The sequence below is a fragment of the Streptomyces avidinii genome (assembly GCF_045161815.1).
Taxonomy (GTDB): domain Bacteria; phylum Actinomycetota; class Actinomycetes; order Streptomycetales; family Streptomycetaceae; genus Streptomyces; species Streptomyces avidinii.
This window is the reverse complement of record NZ_CP108863.1, coordinates 684,323-699,627: the sequence shown is the minus strand read 5'-3', so window position 1 is coordinate 699,627 and position 15,305 is coordinate 684,323. Positions and strand designations below refer to the sequence as shown.

The window sequence follows — 15,305 nt, the reverse complement described above, 5'->3', positions numbered from 1 at the left end:
GCTGCGGCTACTTCCTTCCGAAACCAAGTGACGCCGCGGCCACTTCTGATCTCGGGGTGGCGCGGGCGCCTGCCCCGCCCGTCCCTCCGATCCGTCGGACGCCTCGGACGTGGCTCCCCATTGCCCTTGGATCCGGGGGGATTCCCTGCCTCGCCACACCCCGCGCACGTCGAAGATATGGTCCGAGATGCTCGTGGCCCCGCACGTCTCCGCCGCGGCGGCCCGTACCGCGTCCGATCCGTGGTCCCACCATCACCGCACCGGGGCGGACCCGCTCACTTACGAAGGCGGACCCGGCTTCGTCCGGGAGCCGCGCGAGGAGCTCTTCCTCCTGGCCGTGGGGAACTTCGTCTCCCAGCGGACCTTCTACGAGAGCGGCCCGGAACGCGACGAGCGGTACACCCGCCTCGTTGGTGAACTCGCCCTCCAGGACCCCGTATGGACGGCCGGCCTGCTGCGTTGGCTCCGAGGCGAAGGCAACATGCGTACGGCCTCCCTGATCGGCGCGGCCGCGTACGTCAGGGCACGGCTCGCCGCCGGGTCCTGCGTGGGGCCGTCCAACCGGTCCGTCATCGACTCGGTGCTCCAGCGCGCCGACGAACCGGGCGAGTTGCTCGCCCACTGGACCTCGGCCTACGGGCGGAGCGTCCCACAGCCCGTGAAACGGGGCATCGCCGACGCGGTGCGGCGGCTGTACTCCTCCCGCTCCCTGTTGAAGTACGACACCGCGTCCAAGGCCTTCCGCTTCGGTGACGTCCTCAACCTCGTCCACGCCACACCGGACCCGGCCAAGCCCTGGCAGGGCGAGCTGTTCCGACATGCCCTGGACCGCCGGCATCACCCGGAGGACGCGGCGCCGCCACCCGGCGACCGGCTGCTCACCGCACACCGGACGCTGATGGAATTGCCGGCGGACGAGCGGCGGGCCGTGGTCACAGGGCCGGACGGCGCCGAGCGGCTGGCCGCGGCGGGCATGACCTGGGAGGCCCTGGCGGGCTGGCTCCAGGGACCGATGGACGCCGCCGTCTGGGAAGCCGTGATTCCCTCGATGGGACCGATGGCGCTGCTGCGCAACCTGCGCAACTTCGACGGGGCCGGGATCTCGGACGAGGCGGCGGCCGGAGTCGCCGCACGGATCTCGGATGCCGAGGAGGTCGCCCGGTCCCGGCAGTTCCCCTTCCGCTACCTGGCCGCCCACCGCCACGCACCCTCGGTGCGCTGGTCGGCGCGGCTGGAGGTGGCGCTGAGCCACTCGCTGGCCAACGTACCGGCCCTGACCGGCCGGACCCTGATCCTGGTGGACCGGTCGTGGTCCATGTTCCACGACAACGTCTCGGAGCGGTCCACCCTGACCCGGGCGGACGCCGCGGCCGTTTTCGGCACAGCGCTGGCAATGCGCGCCGAGGAGGCTGACTTGGTGGAGTTCGGGTCGTCGAGCGCGCAGGTGCCGTTCCGGTCAGGGGAGCCGGTGCTCGACGTACTCAAACGGTTCAACAACCTCGGGGGCACCGACACCGCCAAGGCGGTACGCGCCCACTACCGCGGCCACGAGAGGGTCCTGATCGTCACTGACGAGCAGACGGGCCCGCACCGAGGGCGCCGCGGTCCGACCGAACCGGTCCCGGAGGACGTCCCGGTCTACACCTGGAACCTGGCGGGGTACCAGCCCGCCCACGGCCCCGGCGGCCCCAACCGGCACACCTTCGGCGGCCTGACGGACGCCGGGTTCCGGATGATCGGCCTCGTCGAGGCCGGCCGCGAGGCCCGATGGCCATGGACGGCCTAGGAGCTCTCTTTCGGCCCACTTGCTGGCGGTTCGATAGCAGGGCCTGCCGGCTCCGACGGAACGATGACGACCCATCGCTCCGTCCGCGCCCACTGCGCGTCGGCCAACGGCACGGCACGGCCCGACCCCAGCGCCTGCGGCCGCTGCTGGCGCTGGAACCGGCCCCGCGGCAGAGGCATTCCAGCTCAGTGAGCAGGTCAACGGGACCTCGGCTTGGTCCGTGGAGGTCAGGAGGCCGAGTCGCCGGAGTCTTGCTCTCTCAAGAGTTCTTGCCGGAAGCACGCTCGGTGCCTGCTCCTCCCCGGGCACCAGTTCGCGGTAGTACCCCAGAAGCCCGAGTCGGATCAGGGCCTTCGCCAGGTGGCCGGCCGGGCGCTGGAGTGAGGGTCAGGGTCCAGCCGGCCCAGGGGGTGCTCCTCAGTGCCGGACACCTGCACGTCCGGCGTCCACCGGTGTGCCCCCAGAGCCAGCAGGCGCTCCCGCGCCGGCCACGCCTCGATCGCACCTATCGCCTCATCCCGCTCCAACCTCACGGCACGGATCATTCCGGCATGCCGCCGGTCTGGCCGGCGAAATTTCCCACGGAACAGCTTGGGATGTGCCGGACCGGTCGGCTTCCGCCCCGCGAGCTCGACCGGGTCCGGCACATACGGGAGGCGCAGCCGACTGACGAAGGCCTGAAGGCGCATGTCCGGCCGGTCAAAGGCTGCCCCGGCCGCACCCGTGCCCGTGACCTACGGCGAACACCCCGGACAGCCCGTTGGGGCGGCGTTCCCGGGCGGAGGCGATGATCTGGCAGCTCCTCCTCGATTGCGGTGCTTGAATGGACCGTCGTTCCTGGTCCGGTAAGGAGAAGCGCTGTGCCCCTGGTGTCTGTCGTGATGCCCGTGTACAACTCGGCAGCCACCCTCGGCGCAGCCGTTCGATCGGTGCTCACACAGACCCACAGCGACCTGGAGCTGCTGGTCACCGACGACCAGTCCTCCGATGGCTCCATGGACCTGCTCCGCGAGTTCGCCGAGCAGGACCAGCGCGTCCTGCCGGAGTCGGCGCCCGAACAGGGCGGTGCGGGCCGGGCCCGCAACCTCGCGATCGAGCGGGCCCGCGGGGACTACGTCGCCTTTCTCGACAGCGACGACATGTGGCTTCCGGAGAAGACCGAGAAGCAGCTGGCCTTTGCCGCGGAAGGCGATGCGCCTTTGACGTTCACCTCGTACTTCAAGATGGACGCCGACCACGACGGCGAGAGCACCGACTGGGTCCCGAACGGGCGGGTGGTCCGTGCGCGGGAGCACGTGGACTACCGCGCGATGCTGGTCCAAGACCACATCGGTGCTCTCACCGCCATGTACGACCGCAATGTGCTGGGCACGAGGCTGATGCCGGAGATGCGCAAGCGCCAGGACTACGCGCTGTGGCTGAGCATCATGCGGGACGGCGCTGACGCACGGGGCCTGGCTGAGCCGCTTGCGGTGTACAGGTCCCACCGGGCGGGGTCGCTGTCCTCCAACAAGCTGTCGCTCGTGCAATACAACTGGGCCCTGTACCGCGAGCACGAGCATCTGTCGGTCCCGCGGGCGACGCGGGCGCTGGCCGGTGCTGTGTGGCAGTCGCTGCGCAACTCGCGCATCTAGATCCGTGCACGGGTGCGGGAAGCCTGGTGCGCGACGGTCTCCGGGGGTGCCCGACCGGACCCCGCCCCCGGGCCACCCGACCTCCTCTTCGGTGACCAGGTTGGGCTTCCTCCAAAGAGCGTGGCCCGGATCCTGCGCTTTCAGAACGTCCTCGCCCCCGCATCGGCACCTGGCTGCACCCGGGCCGAGACGGCTGCCATGTGCGGCTACCACGACCAGGCTCACCTTGCCCGCGAGTTCCGCGCGCTCACCGGCCTCAGCGCCACCGAATTCCAGGTGCTCGTCACCAAAGACCCTGCAAGCGACAACAGTCCGGTGACGTCCTGGAACATGCACGCTTTGAAACGGGCGTCCAGCGAATCCAGCAGGGACGACAGTTCCCGCCGCGGCCCCTCGGGTAAGTCGGCCCGGGGCCTGGATGGCGGGTCGGCGCGCCGGCTGGCAGCCTGGAGGAGGAACCGTAGCGGCGGGCAGTGCCACGTGCCGCCACTTGCGCGACGTGGCGCCTCCACCGCTGGAAATTACTGTTCGTGTTCGCGGGAGGTGGACCTCCTTGAGCAGGCACGCTTCGTTCATCAGAGCCGCACGGAGTCTCGCTGTGGCCGGAGTCCTGTCGGCCGCACTGGTACCGATATCGGCAGCACCGGCGACAGCCGTCGCGTGCGACGCGGCGGCCGCTGCCCGAGCTCCGAACAGCAGCAACGACAGCGCCGTACGGAATGCACTGGTATGCCTCATCAACAACCAGCGCACGCAGAGGGGTCTGCCCGCCCTCACCACGAACCAGGCACTGACAACTGCGGCGCAGCAGCACTCCGCCGCCGCCGTACAGCTGAAGTGGTGGGGACCGGGTAAGGATTCGCACCGCAACCCGCAGACCGGTTCGACACCGCAGAGCCGGATCAAAGCCGCGGGCTATTGCCCGAACCCCAGGTCATGGGCCGTCGCCGAGATCACGTACACCGGCTGGGGCGGCTCGGGGACCCCGAATGCCGCGGTCAACTGGTGGATGAACGTCAGCACGTGGGGTCACCGCCAGATCATCCTCGACCCGTCGATGCGAGAGATCGGCGCCTGGGCCCAGCCGGGTTCGGCTGACCCGGCCGGGGCCGGCGCGAGCCAGGCCGGCACGTACGTCGTGACCTTCGGGCGCTGCCAGCAGTGAACCGGTGGGGTCCGGAGCCACGGTTCGTACTGCACCCTGGCCCGGCGAGGACATCCTTGGGATCAGCACGGCATAGCGGGACTCCACCTCGCCGGGGACGTGACAGCCGTCGGCTTCGCCCCGACTCGGCTGCTTGGGCGGCGAGGGCACGCCTGAAGCAGGCCGACGCCCTTCCGGCGGCCGACCGCTACCGCACTATCCCGCGCTGCGCGGCGGCAGTCGCTGTGTGATCCGGTCGAACAAGTCCGTGAGTGGCTCACCGATGTCCTGGCCGAACTCAGTCAGCCCGTAGGTGACTTGGGGAGGCGTCGTCGGCTCGACCTCCCGCCAGACCAGGCCGTCCTGGACCAGTGCGCGCAGTGTCTGAGCGAGCATCTTCTCGCTGATGCCCTGGATGCTGTCGCGCAGCTCGTAGAACCGAAGGTCGTTGCTCCGCAAGGAGATCAGCACCCAGACACCCCACTTGCCGGTCACGTGGTCGACCACGTCACGCGCAGGGCAGTCGGTGTGAAACACCTCATAGCGATGGCCCGCCTCGGCCGGTGTCAGCTGCGCGCCTTCGTTCATGTAAGGAGCTTACCTCTGGGTATGTTCTTACGAAAAGTAAGCCCGCCTCCTAGCGTCAAGTGCCTTAGCGCACAACGGACTAGGAGCTGAACATGATCGTGGTGACCGGGGCTACCGGGAATGTGGGCAGGCCTTTGACGCAGGCCCTGGCCGAGGCGGGCGAGCAGGTGACGGCGGTGTCGCGGCATGCGGCGGCGGTGCCGGACGGGGTCCGGCACGTGGCGGCTGACCTGGCCGAGCCGCAGGGCCTGACCCGCGCGTTGGACGGGGCGAAGGCGCTGTTCCTCCTGCTGTCCGGCGACCTGCACGCCCCCGCAGCCGGGCCGGCCGACATCATCGACCTGGCTGCGGCCAGCGGGGTCCGCCGGGTCGTTCTGCTGTCTTCGCAGGGCGTGGCGACCAGGCCGCTCGGCCAGTCGCGGATCGCGATGCGCGCGGTGGAGGACGCGTTGAGAGAGTCCGGCCTGGACTGGGCCGTCCTGCGGCCGGGCGGCTTCGCCTCCAACGCCCTGGCCTGGGCGGAGTCCGTCCGCACGCAAGGGACGGTCGCCGCACCCTTCGGCGATGTCGGGGTTCCGATCGTCGACCCGGCGGATATCGCCGAGGTAGCGGCGGCCTGCCTGATGGACGAGCGGCACACCGCCAAAGTCTTCGAACTGACCGGGCCCGAGGTGATCACGCCGCGCCGGCAGGCGGAGGCCATCGCCGCCGCGCTCGGCTCGCCGGTCAGGTTCCACGAACTCACCCGCGCGGAGGCCAGGGCCGCGATGACCCGGTTCGTGCCGCCGGAGCTCGCTGACGACACCCTGGACATCATTGCCGCACCGAACGCCGCCGAGCTGCGGATCAGCCCGGACGTGGAACGAGTCCTCGGCCGCGCCCCGCGCCCCTTCAACGACTGGGTCGCCCGCAGTATCGCCGCTTTTCGCTGAGGCACAACTCACCTGAAGGGCCCGGGTCCGCCCCGTGCGACTACGGCCGTACGGGGCGACCCCACAGCACCACCGCTGCCTGCCTGCAACTCCCAGCACCGGCCAACTCGAGAGCCGGCGCGACCTGACGGAGTCGTGCTCGCGTCCTGCGCCGGAGGTCCGTTGCCAGCAGCCGCCGCCCGGTGATCACCCAGCCCCCGTACAAGAACAGGCCAAGCTGTGGTGCCGGGGGCGCACCAATTACACCTCAGCGCCCCCAGGTGCCCCACGCGCCACATCCATGCGCTCTGCCACCCCTTCGGCGCTCTGCATACCTTCGTCACCCGAACGGCCACCGGGTGCCAACGGGGCGTCCCGGTGCAGGACAAGGAGGTCTTGGTAGTGAAGTTGGGTATAAAGGCGGCGCTCATCGGAGCCGCCGCAATGGCAGTGAGTGCGGCTCTCCTCCCGACCCCGGCAAACGCAGCAGCCTCGGCCTGGTCAAGCTGCCCGGAGGGCCACTTCTGCGCCTGGACCGGCGACAACGGCGGCGGCTCCATGTGCAAGTGGTCTGGCGACGACCCGGACTGGACGAACGGCACCATCGTGTGTGGGTGGGCGGCTGGTACCCGGGTGCAGTCCGTCTTCAACAACGGCACCACCGGGGCTCCCGTGGCCGCGTACACGGCCACGTCCTACGGCGGCACGAAGATGTTCTGCCTCGCCAAGGGCAGCCAGCTCAACCTGTCGGGTGTGGGCACCTATTTGCGTTCCCACACTTGGGACTGCTGAGTCCCACGCCTTGCGTCTCGCGAGCGGCGGCCCGTTCTCATGTTCGGGGAGGACGGGCCGCCGTCACACCCATGAGCTCCGATCCCCACCACCGACAGCCCAACGAGACACCACTTCTCCTGGGCTCATGTCCCGGCTTCGGCGGGGCCGTTGCCCGGCCGAAGCGACAAACTAGGGTGATCCCATGGATCTACAGGGCGACCTCATGAAGCACCCACACGATGCGTACCAGCACCTGCGTGACACTGCGCCAGTACAGCGCATCGCAGGGCCCACCGGCGAACCGGCATGGCTTGTCACCCGGTACGACGACGTGCGCTCAGCCCTTGCGGATCCTCGGCTCTCCCTCGACAGGACCAACGCCGCGGAAGGCTCGTACCGCGGCTTGTCCTTGCCGCCGGCCCTGGACGCCAACCTCTTGAACATGGATCCCCCCGACCACACCCGCATGCGCAAGCTCGTCAGCCGCGCCTTCACGCCCCGCCGCGTGGACGCGCTGCGCGCCCCGATTCGGCGGACCGCGGACGGACTGCTGGACGTGCTCGGCACGGAGGGCCGGACCGACCTCATCGCCGCATACGCTGCCCCGCTGCCGATCGCCGTCATCTGCGACCTCCTCGGGATCCCGGACAACCATCGCAAGGACTTCCGCGCATGGACCGACGAGCTGATCGCACCGGACCCAAGCCGCCCACAGGCCGCCAAGCAGGCGATCGGCGCCATGCTCGCCTTCTTCACCGAGCTCATCGCGCACAAGCGCCAGCACCCTGCCGACGACCTGCTCTCCGACCTGATCGCGGTCCGCGACAACGACGGCGACCGGCTCAGCGAGGACGAACTGACGTCGCTCGCCTTCCTCATCCTCGGCGCCGGATACGAGAACACCGTCCAGCTCATCGGAAATGCCGTACACGCACTCCTGAGCCATCCCGAGCATCTGGAACGCCTCCGCACGGACCCGTCGAAGCTGCCCCAGGCAGTCGAGGAACTGGCGCGCTACGAGGGGCCGGCGCTTCTGGCGATCCGCCGCTTCCCCACCGAGGACGTGACTATCGGAGAGATACCTGTCCCTGCCGGGGAAACCGTGCTGCTGTCGCTGTCTGCGGCCAACCGCGATCCCGCCCGCTTCTCCCACCCCGAGCAGCTCGACGTCGACCGCGACGCCTCCGGGCACCTGGCACTGGGCCACGGCATCCACTACTGCCTGGGCGCACCGCTGGCCCGGGCCGAGGTCGAGATCGCGCTGGCCGCACTCCTTGAGCGGTTCAGCAGCCTGACTCTGGCCGAGCCTGAACCCCGGTGGCGACCGTCCCTGCGTGCCCGTGGCCTGCTCGAGCTGCCAGTGGAGTACAAGACCGCGCGGCCGCGCACGTAGGACTGCCCGGCACGGGGCGGGCACGCGGACGGGGCCGGCGGCATGGCCGTCGGCCCCGTCGCTCGTGGGTAGGGGTCAGCAGGTGCCGGCCGGGCGTTCGCGGACCACCAGGTCCGTGGAGCCGGTGGTCGCGTCCAGCCAGGCGACCTGGCGGCCCGCGCCGGCCGCCGGGTAGTTCTGCTCACCGCGGTTGCAGGAGACCCGCTCGCGGCGGGAGCCGTCAGTGGTCAGCTGCCACAGCTTGGAGAGCGACTCGTTGCGGTACCGCGTGTCGGGCGTCCGGGCGACGAGGGTCAGCGCGTCCTGCGAGACCGTCAGGTCGGAGGCGATGAAGGCGCCCGGCTTGTGCTCGCTGCTGAGGATGAAGGCGCCGCGGCCGTCCAGGCCGGAGCTGATCACCGACGTCAGACCGCCGTCGCTCTCGTCGGTGTCGGCCAGCCAGAACACGTTCTTGCCGTTGATGCCGGTCTGGCCGAGGCTCACCGGCTCGTCGAGCTGCTCGGTCATGACGGCCTTGCCGGTGGCGAGGTCGACGACCTCGACGCCCAGCCGGTAGGTGCCGTCCTGCGGGTACAGCTTCGCGTAGGCGATCTTGTTGTCGCTGATGGAGGGGAGGGCGGTCAGGGTGTTCCACTTCCGTCCGTCGGTGAAGACCGGGGCCTTGTCGGTGGGCCGCATGTAGCCGACGTGCCGGCCGCCGAGGACGTCGTACTCCTCGAACACGACGGTGTTCTTCTCCACCCGCAGGCCCGCGACGCCCGTCATCGAGCTGTGCAGGGTCTTGATCGGGCCGCCCGCCGCGGGGCGGGAGAGGATGTCGACCGAGGTCGGGCCGTACGCCGTCCACACGACGGTCTTGCCGTCGGTCGCCGGGGCGGTGTGGTAGCGGCCGTCGTTGGGGCTGATCACCTTCGGGGCGCCCTTGCCGTCCAGGCGGCCGGCGTAGACCGAGTAGGGCTCGGAGCCGTCGTCGTTGGACTTGGCGGCCGTCCACCAGCCGCCGCCCGCACCCACTCCGGAGTCGATGGTGTTCAGCTTGCCGAAGAGGGTGTCGGTGTCGACGCCGAGGGCCAGCTCCCAGCCCGGGACGATGCCGTGGGCGTTGAACGACCGCTTGACCGCGTTCTGCTGGCCGGAGGTGGCGCCCAGCGCCTTGGCCGCGGCGAGCACCGCGCCCCGGGCCTCGGTGAACCCGTCGATCGGCGTCATGTACTCGGTGACGGCCTTGTACACGATCTTGTCGGCCAGTTCGCCGCCCAGGTCCTCACGCATGTCCCACAGCGCGCCGGAGAAGATCGTCGAGTTCAGGTGCACGCCGCCGTTGTCGGTGGCGAACGACACGCCCAGGAAGCTCTTCGAGGTGGTGGCCCCGTCGTTGAGGTCGCGCAGGGCGCAGTCGGCGGCCCTCTTCGTGCGGCACAGGTCCTCGCCGATCAGGCCGGCGGTCGGAGCGCTCATCGGCGTCCCGCTCGCGGTGACGTCGATCGCGTTGCCGAAGTAGTCGGCCAGGGCCTCGTTCAGGGCGCCGGACTGGCCCGCGTAGACCAGGTTCGCCGTGTGCTCGATGACCCCGTGGGTCATCTCGTGGCCGACGACGTCCGTGTCGGCCGACATCGGCTTGAACTCGGCGTCCCCGATGCCGTAGACCATCTTGGTGCCGTCCCAGAACGCGTTGGCGTAGGGCTGGCCGTAGTACGTCACGCCGACCAGGGAGTTGACGGCACCGCCGCTCCCGTCGAGGCTGTCGCGCCCGAGGTTCTTCTTGTAGAAGTCGAAGACCTGGCCCGCGTTCCAGTGGGCGTCCACGGCTCCCGAATCCGTCGCCGCCGCGCCGAAGGCGGTGTTCGGGGAGGAGAACATCGTGAGGCCGGCGGGCCACCTGCCGGAGGTCTCCGACACGGACTTGCCGCGGGCGTCCCAGGTGGCCAGCAGGCTCTTGGTGGTGGCGCGCATGCGTCCCGCGTCCGCGAGGAGGTAGTTGCCGGCCGCCGGGTCGTAGGCGATGTCCAGCGAGGTCGCGGCGCCGCTGAGCCGAGCCCCGGACCCGGTCTCCGGAACCAGGTTCGCGGGCGCGGCCGGCGGGCCGTCCGCCGTCGGGCCCTCGGCGGCCTCACCGGCCGTCCGGGCGGCCGGGGCCGCCATCGTCTTCAGCGCGCTGTACTGGAGCGCCGGGTAGCCCGAGCGGGCGTCCACGTACACCTCGTCCACGACCGGAGCCCCGGTGCCGGGCGCGGTGCCGCGTACCGTGACGCGGTAGGCGAGGACGCCGGCCCCCTTGGGCAGGACGACCAGCCCCCTGGCCTCACCGGTCATGCCGGTGGCCGCCGGATCACCGGACTCGGAACGGGGCGCCTGGCTCTTGCCGAGGGCCGCTCCCAGCCGGCGGGCCGTGGCGGCCACAGCGCGGCGGACCGCGACATCCTCGGCGACCTGGGGGGTGACGTCGGTACTCAGGGCGGTGAAGTAGTGCCCCGAGGTGCCGGTGACCACGCGCTTGCCGTCCTGCTTCTGCATGCGCACGACGTACTGGCCGCCCAGGACGTCGACACCGCGGTGCTTCTGCTGCAGCCGGACCGTCTCGTCCTTGGACCCGGTGGCCGTCGCCGCCAGGGGGACGAGGTCGCTGCCCGCGCGGGGGATCCGGTAGCGGCTCTTGTTCGCGGCGAGGTGCTGGCGTGCCGCGTCGGCCGGGGCGGCCTTGGCATCCACGGGCTCACGTATGCCCTCGACGAGCACCGGGGTCGCGGTGTCCTGGCCGGGGACGGCGTTCGAGGGCCCGGGGTCTGCGGCCCAGGCCGGCGACGCTTGCAAGGTCATTGCGACGGCCAGCAGAACCGCGATTCCTCCGGCGGAGCGGAGTTCTTTCCGCCATATCCGTCGTACGGAAGGGGTGGGCGCCGACGAACCTGCGCTGAACTCGGACAAGGGGTCTCCTCAACCATGAGTGCCTGATGCGTTGCTGTGAGTCGCCGCCATGCAAGCGCCGCGGGCGGCTCCCGACCAGAGCCGAGCCCCCCTCAGAAGTGGCCATGCACACTTGTGGGGGCTCTGTGAAGGCGGTCAAAATCCCCGTCATGATCGAAACCGACCCGCACGACCGGACTCCCGCCCGCACGCAGGACGACATCAGGCCGGTGATCCACACGGCCGCCGACCCGGCCGCCGTGCTGCGCGTACTCATCCAGCGCCGGCAGGCCCTGCTGCACCAGGAGTCGGCGGACCTGAAGTCCCTGCGCTCCTACGCCGAGCGGCTGGCCCACGGGCTTCCGCCGCAGCCCCCGACACCCCCCGAACCCCCGGCCGGCATCGAGATCCTCACAGGCGTCGAAGCGGTCGGGGCCCGCCTCGACGCGATGCTCGACGCTGCGGAGACGGAGGTGCTGATTCTCGACCGCACGGCGCAGACACCGGAGGCGGCGCCCGGCTGCGAGGAAGCCGGAGAGGCCGGGGAGGTCGTCCGGGACCGCATCAGCCGCCTGCTGGCGCGCGGCGTCGCCGTACGGACCGTCACCGACCGGCGCGGCACCGACTTCCCGGACCGGGCGAGGGAGCTGATCGCCCTCACCCGACTCGGCCTCCAGGCCCGGATCGGCCGGCGCCTGCCCACTGACCTGGTCCTCGTGGACCGGCGGACCTGCCTGTTGCCCCCGCCGCCCGGGAACGACGACGGATCCGACGGAGCGGCCCTGGTGTTCGGCGACTCCCTGCTGCACCGGGCGGCGCTGCCGTTGTTCGAGTCGCTGTGGGCGCGCGCCACCCCCGTCGGCAGTCCCGGCAGCCCCCTCACCTCGGACGAGCGGGAACTGCTCGGGCTGCTCGCCTCCGGCCTGAAGGACGAGACCATCGCGCGTCGGCTGGGGGTGCACGTGCACACCGCCCGTCGGCGGATCACCCGCATGCTGGAGGAACTCGGCGCCGACACCCGCTTCCAGGCCGGCGTCCAGGCCGCCATCCGCGGCTGGCTGCAACCGCGCCCCGAGCCGGACGGCGGGCCCGAAGCGAGGGGAGGGCGCTTCGCGGGATCCGGCGGTGCCGGACCCGGACCCGGCGCGGTGATGAAGGGGCCGACCGGTGCAGGTGTGGGCACCTCGGTGTCCGCCCCCTGAAGGGGCCGGCCGGAGCCTCCCGACCCGAGCCCGGGGTCTCCCCGGATCGCGGGGTCCGTTCGGGGCGGCGGTTTGCCGCCCCGAAGGGGAATGTCGGCAAGTGTCCGCTCCGTCGGCGCCGGTCAGGGACGGACCCGTTTAATTCGGTTGAGACGAGACGCATCGTCTTGCTATGGTGGGTGCATGGCTTTCTTCTACTTCGTCTGAGTCCGGGCACGGCGCACACGCCGCTTCTGCTGCCCGTAGACCCTTCGCATCCCCAGGAAAAGTCACATGCGCGAACGCGCCCATACCGCCGTGCCCGCTGCCGTCGGGCAGCTGTCCGTCAAGGACGTCACCAAGTCCTACGGCCCTCGGACCGTCCTCGACCAGGTCTCCTTCACCGTCCGGCCGGGTGAGAAGGCCGCCGTCATCGGTGAGAACGGCTCCGGCAAGTCCACTCTGCTGCGGCTGCTCGCCGGGGCCGAGGCGCCGGACGTCGGGCAGATCACCGTCGGCTTCCCCGGCGGTACCGGCCACCTCGCCCAGACCCTCGACCTCGACCCGGACCGCACCGTGCAGGACGCCGTCGATCTCGCCCTCGCCGAACTGCGCTACATGGAAGGTCGGTTGCGTGCGGCGGAGCAAAGTCTCGCCGGGGCGCGGCAGGACGAACTCGACGCCTACGGCGAGCTGCTGCTCGCGTACGAGGAACGCGGCGGATACGAGGCGGACGCCCGCGTCGACGCCGCCCTGTACGGCCTCGGGCTCGCCGGGATCACCCGCGACCGCCTCCTCGGCTCGCTCTCCGGGGGCGAGCAGTCACGGCTCGCGCTCGCCTGCGTGCTGGCCGCCGCACCCGAGCTGCTCCTCCTCGACGAGCCGACGAACCACCTCGACGCCGCGGCGGTGCGCTGGCTCGAGGAGTACCTGCGTGCCCATCGGGGCACCGTCGTCGCGGTGACCCACGACCGCGGCTTCCTGGAGCGCATCGCCACCACGATCCTGGAGGTGGACCGCGGTGCGCGCACGGTGCACCGCTACGGTGACGGCTGGCCGGGTTACCGCGCGGCGAAAGCCGCCGCCCGCCGCCGCGCGGAACAGGAGTACGCGGACTGGCTCCAGGAGCTCGCACGCACCGAGGAACTGCTCCAGGCGGCGGCGCAACGGATGGCCACCACCGGCAAGGACCCCCGGCAGGGCTTCGGCAAGCACCGTCGCGCGCACGAGGCGAAGCTCGGAGGGCAGGTGCGGGCGGTCCGGGAGCGGCTGGCGCGTCTGCGGCGCAACCCCGTCGCGGCGCCTCCCGAGCCCCTGCGGTTCACGGCGGCCCCGGCGGCGGCCGGAGCCGGGCAACACGCCGACGTGCCACTCGCCCAACTCGACGGGGTGACGGTCGGCGAACGGCTGCGACTGGACGGCCGGTTGGCCCTCGCGCCAGGACAGCGACTGCTGGTCACGGGGGAGAACGGGGCCGGCAAGACGACGCTGCTGCGCGTCATGGCGGGCGACCTCGAACCGGACGCCGGAGCGGTACGCCGGCCGGCCCGCATCGGGTACCTGGCGCAGGAACTGCCGGCGCGCTCCACCCGGCTCCCGCTGCTCGCGGCTTTCGCGGCCGGGCGGCCCGGGCTGCCGGAGGAGTACGCCGAACAGCTTTTGGCGCTGGGGCTGTTCCGTGAGGAGGACCTGGACGTCCCGGTCACGGCGCTGTCGGCGGGACAGCAGCGGCGGTTGCAGATCGCGATCCTGGTGACCCGGCCCGCGGACCTTCTCGTACTCGACGAGCCGACCAACCACATCGCGCTCGACCTGGTCGAGGACCTGGAGGCGGCGCTCACGGCGTACCCGGGAGCGGTGGTCGCGGTCTCGCACGACCGCGGCTTCTGCCGGCGCTTCCCGGGCGAGCGCCTGGAACTGCGCGACGGCCGAAGGAGCCCCTGACCCGCCGCCCCCGCCCCGCCCGCCCCGAGCCCGCCCGGGCGGCGGGCTCCTGCACTCCCCGGGCGTTGCCGGGTTGCCGCCGGCGCTTCTTCTATACGAGGCCCTTCGGCTGTCCGGCCGGAGGTTGGTCGCGACTGCGCCGTGCGACTGCATCACTGCGGCGGGCCGGTTCGGGCAGTGGGGCTTGCTGTTCGCCCTGACCTGGGGAAACGGGTGTGACGCGGACCGGGCGGCTGGCGTAGGTTCCTTCCCGGCACGCCCCGTCGGGCGCGCCTTTTCGTGTTCGGCACCCGTGGGGGTTCTTCCGCATGTCCGCAGCTCCGGTCGGTCCGCCGACCCCGTCCCCGTATGCCGCGCCCGATGTGAAGGGTGTACGGCTGCGCGCGCCCGTGGGGCTGGCCGTCGCGCTGACCGCGCTGTTCGCTCTGGTCATCGGGGTCGATGCCTTCGCCGTGTACGCCGACTGGAACGTCCGCTCGCTCATGGAACGGCTGTTGGCGGATTCTGCCGCGGTCGGCGATGCCGAGCTGGAGCACGGCTACCGTCTGACGGGCAGGGCCGGCATGATCCAGGGCCAGGTCGCCATCGTGACCGGCATCGTCTTCATCATCTGGTTCCACCGGGTCCGCACGAACGCCGAGGTGTTCGCCCCCGGCGCGGACAAACTCCGGCGCGGCTGGGCCATCGGCGCCTGGTTCGTACCGCTCGCCAACCTCTTGCTGCCGTACCGGATAGCCGTCACCACCTGGGTTTCGAGCGTGCCCTCCGGGGCTGAAGGACACTCCCGGCGGTACCGGTTGACGCTGGTCAACCTCTGGTGGGGCGCCTTCGTGCTCGCCAAGATCCTCGCCTGGTACGGGGGCACGTCCTACAGCCGTGCCGAGACCACTGAGGCTGTGCGGGACGCCGTGACGACGATGCTGGCCGGTGACGTCCTCGACATCGTCGCTGCCGTCCTCGCGGTGCTCTTCGTCCGCAGGCTGACGGCCATGCAGCACGCGAGGGCCGCGCATGGGCCCGTCGTCGCAGCGGTGTAGGGAGCCCCT

11 protein-coding genes and 1 pseudogene are annotated in these 15,305 nt (G+C 71.0%); 10 read left to right on the top strand and 2 right to left on the bottom strand.

Features of this window, described 5'->3' with window-relative positions; all coding sequences use genetic code 11:
* The first annotated feature begins 187 nt into the window (after positions 1-187).
* The 4 genes and pseudogenes from OG373_RS03260 to OG373_RS03245 all read left to right on the top strand — a co-directional run bounded on the left by OG373_RS03260 (position 188) and on the right by OG373_RS03245 (position 4,585).
* Positions 188-1,786, top strand: a complete 1,599-nt coding sequence (locus OG373_RS03260) for a TROVE domain-containing protein (RefSeq protein ID WP_405435689.1) — start codon at positions 188-190, stop codon at positions 1,784-1,786.
* 860 nt (positions 1,787-2,646) lie between these two features.
* Positions 2,647-3,420, top strand: a complete 774-nt coding sequence (locus OG373_RS03255; protein WP_405435687.1) for a glycosyltransferase family 2 protein — start codon at positions 2,647-2,649, stop codon at positions 3,418-3,420.
* A gap of 12 nt (positions 3,421-3,432) precedes the next feature.
* A pseudogene (locus OG373_RS03250) lies at positions 3,433-3,684 on the top strand (helix-turn-helix domain-containing protein); the annotation flags it as partial.
* A 334-nt stretch (positions 3,685-4,018) separates the two neighbouring features.
* Positions 4,019-4,585 carry a CAP domain-containing protein gene (locus OG373_RS03245; RefSeq protein ID WP_397736601.1) on the top strand — a complete coding sequence of 189 codons (567 nt, stop codon included), beginning with the start codon at positions 4,019-4,021 and terminating at the stop codon, positions 4,583-4,585.
* Between the two features lie 195 nt (positions 4,586-4,780).
* Here OG373_RS03245 and OG373_RS03240 read toward each other — a convergent pair whose 3' ends face one another.
* On the bottom strand, positions 4,781-5,152 hold the full coding sequence (locus tag OG373_RS03240; RefSeq protein WP_405435685.1) for a winged helix-turn-helix transcriptional regulator: 372 nt from the start codon (positions 5,150-5,152) through the stop codon (positions 4,781-4,783).
* A 92-nt stretch (positions 5,153-5,244) separates the two neighbouring features.
* Here OG373_RS03240 and OG373_RS03235 point away from each other — a divergent pair, with 92 nt between their 5' ends.
* From OG373_RS03235 to OG373_RS03225, 3 genes are all read left to right on the top strand, one after another.
* The gene (locus OG373_RS03235; RefSeq protein WP_405435683.1) at positions 5,245-6,084 is read left to right on the top strand and encodes an SDR family oxidoreductase; all 840 of its coding nucleotides are present in this window, start codon (positions 5,245-5,247) and stop codon (positions 6,082-6,084) included.
* 423 nt (positions 6,085-6,507) lie between these two features.
* Positions 6,508-6,855 (top strand): peptidase inhibitor family I36 protein, encoded by a 348-nt coding sequence (locus tag OG373_RS03230; protein WP_405443917.1) that lies wholly within the window; start codon positions 6,508-6,510, stop codon positions 6,853-6,855.
* A 184-nt stretch (positions 6,856-7,039) separates the two neighbouring features.
* Positions 7,040-8,230 carry a cytochrome P450 gene (locus OG373_RS03225; protein WP_405435682.1) on the top strand — a complete coding sequence of 397 codons (1,191 nt, stop codon included), beginning with the start codon at positions 7,040-7,042 and terminating at the stop codon, positions 8,228-8,230.
* A gap of 75 nt (positions 8,231-8,305) precedes the next feature.
* Here the strand turns inward: OG373_RS03225 and OG373_RS03220 are convergent, their stop codons facing one another.
* Complete coding sequence (locus OG373_RS03220; protein WP_405435680.1) at positions 8,306-11,047, bottom strand: M4 family metallopeptidase; 2,742 nt, start codon at positions 11,045-11,047, stop codon at positions 8,306-8,308.
* Between the two features lie 257 nt (positions 11,048-11,304).
* Here OG373_RS03220 and OG373_RS03215 point away from each other — a divergent pair, with 257 nt between their 5' ends.
* From OG373_RS03215 to OG373_RS03205, 3 genes are all read left to right on the top strand, one after another.
* Positions 11,305-12,336, top strand: a complete 1,032-nt coding sequence (locus OG373_RS03215) for a hypothetical protein (protein WP_405435678.1) — start codon at positions 11,305-11,307, stop codon at positions 12,334-12,336.
* A gap of 273 nt (positions 12,337-12,609) precedes the next feature.
* On the top strand, positions 12,610-14,259 hold the full coding sequence (gene abc-f / locus OG373_RS03210) for a ribosomal protection-like ABC-F family protein (RefSeq protein ID WP_405435677.1): 1,650 nt from the start codon (positions 12,610-12,612) through the stop codon (positions 14,257-14,259).
* Positions 14,260-14,567: 308 nt separating this feature from the next.
* Positions 14,568-15,296 (top strand): DUF4328 domain-containing protein, encoded by a 729-nt coding sequence (locus tag OG373_RS03205; RefSeq protein WP_405435675.1) that lies wholly within the window; start codon positions 14,568-14,570, stop codon positions 15,294-15,296.
* Positions 15,297-15,305 lie beyond the last annotated feature (9 nt).

Excerpts from the sequence above, each read along its gene's own strand:
- OG373_RS03260 (WP_405435689.1), top strand. The coding sequence starts at position 188 with ATGCTCGTGGCCCCGCACGTCTCCGCCGCGGCGGCCCGTACCGCGTCC.
- OG373_RS03240 (WP_405435685.1), bottom strand. The coding sequence starts at position 5,152 with ATGAACGAAGGCGCGCAGCTGACACCGGCCGAGGCGGGCCATCGCTAT.
- OG373_RS03235 (WP_405435683.1), top strand. The coding sequence starts at position 5,245 with ATGATCGTGGTGACCGGGGCTACCGGGAATGTGGGCAGGCCTTTGACG.
- OG373_RS03230 (WP_405443917.1), top strand. The coding sequence starts at position 6,508 with ATGGCAGTGAGTGCGGCTCTCCTCCCGACCCCGGCAAACGCAGCAGCC.
- OG373_RS03225 (WP_405435682.1), top strand. The coding sequence starts at position 7,040 with ATGGATCTACAGGGCGACCTCATGAAGCACCCACACGATGCGTACCAG.
- OG373_RS03220 (WP_405435680.1), bottom strand. The coding sequence starts at position 11,047 with ATGACCTTGCAAGCGTCGCCGGCCTGGGCCGCAGACCCCGGGCCCTCG.
- OG373_RS03215 (WP_405435678.1), top strand. The coding sequence starts at position 11,305 with ATGATCGAAACCGACCCGCACGACCGGACTCCCGCCCGCACGCAGGAC.
- abc-f (WP_405435677.1), top strand. The coding sequence starts at position 12,610 with ATGCGCGAACGCGCCCATACCGCCGTGCCCGCTGCCGTCGGGCAGCTG.
- OG373_RS03205 (WP_405435675.1), top strand. The coding sequence starts at position 14,568 with ATGTCCGCAGCTCCGGTCGGTCCGCCGACCCCGTCCCCGTATGCCGCG.